Origin of the sequence: Barnesiella sp. CU968, from assembly GCF_905219685.1 — a bacterium.
Taxonomy (GTDB): domain Bacteria; phylum Bacteroidota; class Bacteroidia; order Bacteroidales; family Muribaculaceae; genus Lepagella; species Lepagella muris_A.
The window spans coordinates 1-2,097 of record NZ_CAJMXD010000458.1 but is presented as its reverse complement, the minus strand read 5'-3'; the positions used below and the strand labels follow the sequence as shown (position 1 = coordinate 2,097).

Annotated in this window: 1 protein-coding gene; it reads right to left on the bottom strand. The window is 48.4% G+C overall.

Annotated features, from left to right (window positions below; genetic code table 11):
- Nucleotides 1-11 precede the first annotated feature (11 nt).
- Nucleotides 12-2,097 (bottom strand): ATP-binding protein (locus JX312_RS12715; protein ID WP_204458283.1); only part of this gene is annotated, 2,086 nt, incomplete at its 5' end.

Sequence of the window (2,097 nt, the reverse complement as noted above, 5' to 3'; positions counted from 1 at the left end):
ATATAATGTTATTAGTCCGATTTCACTTTCAATATCACAATATCAGCCATATTGTGCACTATATCATTGATAATCAATACTATAATTTCAAATGGGGGGGGGGTATTTCCCGAATTTTCACTTTTGCTTCTCAGTCTCTTGGCATAAACCGAAGGTGAAACGCCATATTCGTCTTTGAAGCAATTTCTGAAATATCNGATATCGTTGAAGCCGCTTTCATAGGCAGCATCTGAAACCGAAGCTCCCTCCGCAAGCATACCCACCACATGCTTCAACCGCAGTTTCCGTATAAACTCATTTCCAGACATTCCGGTAAGCCCTTTGATCTTGCGATACAATGTGGAATGACTCATATTGAGATTCTCCTGCATGAAGGTCATATCCAGATCCGGCGCCGTCAGATTATCCTCGACAAGCGCGGTGAATTTCTCCAGAAAAGCCTTGTCGAACTTGCCAAGCTTCATTTCCGGAAGAGTCGGTGATTCGGAAGAAATCCGGGGAGCAATATCCGTGTCCGATTTCACGATGGAGGATGATACAGTCAGCCTTTCGGCAAGCTGCCTCCGCATGGTGAGTATATTGTGGATGCGGCTGTTAAGCATCTTTGCGGAGAATGGTTTGGTGAGATAAGAGTCCGCCCCGCATTCGTAACCGCGCTCTTTGTCGTGCAAGGAATCCCTTGCGGTGAGCAGCACTACAGGAATATGGCTCGTGCTTATGTCTCCTTTTATTCTTGAAAGAAGTTCAAGACCGTCCATCACCGGCATCATAAGGTCTGTGATTATAATGTCGGGATTATTGCTGACTGCCGCATCATAACCCTCCTTGCCGTTTTCCGCCTCGATAACCCTGTATGTCTTTCCAAGCGCGCCTGCTATATACTCCCGGATGTCGGCATTGTCTTCGACCACGAGCACCAGCGCACGGGAATCCGCCAGAGGGAGCTCTCCTTCCGGAACGGCATTTGCGTCAGACTCACTTTCGGAGTCATTGTGGAGAGCATCCGGATATGTATTGTCTTCCACAAGCCTGAGTGTGAAGACTGTTCCCTTGCCGGGCATACTTTCAACCTCAAGTATCGCACCGTGAAGGTCCGAAAGCGATTTGACAAGTGCCAGACCAATTCCTGTTCCAGATGCCTGGTGCTTCCCTTTTGCCTGATAATACCTGTCGAAAATATGCGGCAGAGCTTCCGGCTCGATACCATATCCGGTATCCGCCACAGAGATGCAGGCATAACGGATACCGTTGTCCTCGACATGACGCAATGAAATCTCGATCTTCCCGTCGGGAGTGTATTTCATAGCGTTGCTGAGGAGATTGTTCATGATTGTAGATATGACCTCCGGATCAAAGTAGATGTCGTTTTCTTCCGCAGGCACATCCAGGACGTAGTCCACCTTTCCGTTGCGGTTAAGCTCCTTGTACCTCAAACCGATTTCCATGATATGTTCCGCAAGATTCCGCCGGCTGACACACAGCTTGCGGTTCTGCGTCTCCGTCTTGCGGAACTCAAGAATCTGGTTTATAAGATTGAGCAGACGCAATGTGCTGGCATGAATTATTCTGATTTTCTCCCTTACATTCTGCGGAGTCCCGTTATCCGTCACGAGGTCTTCGAGGGGTCCGAGAATCAGGGTGAGGGGCGTGCGCAGCTCGTGGGTGATATTCGTGTAGAATCTGAGACGTTCCTCGTTGAGCTCCTTCTCATCAGCACCCTTCTTCTTCTCGATTTCAAGTGCGGAGCGCCTGTTTACCTTTCTTTTATAATATTTGACCCATATCCAGATTCCGACAATAAAAATCATCAGATAAACAATCCGCGCCCACCATGTGTTCCACAACGGCGGATTAACTTTGATGCCCATCGACGCCATGTTCACATCGCTCCATTTCTCGTTGGGGAGACGCGCCCGCACCTTGAAAGTATAATTTCCCGGAGGAAGATTCCTGTAGTTGACATGATTCTCACGCATAGGCATGCTCCAGTCGGAATCGATGCCATCGAGCATCACGGCGTATTCTATAAGTGGAGACTGGGCATAATCAGCAACCGAGAATACAATCCGGATTGACGAGTCGTAATTTATTCCGACC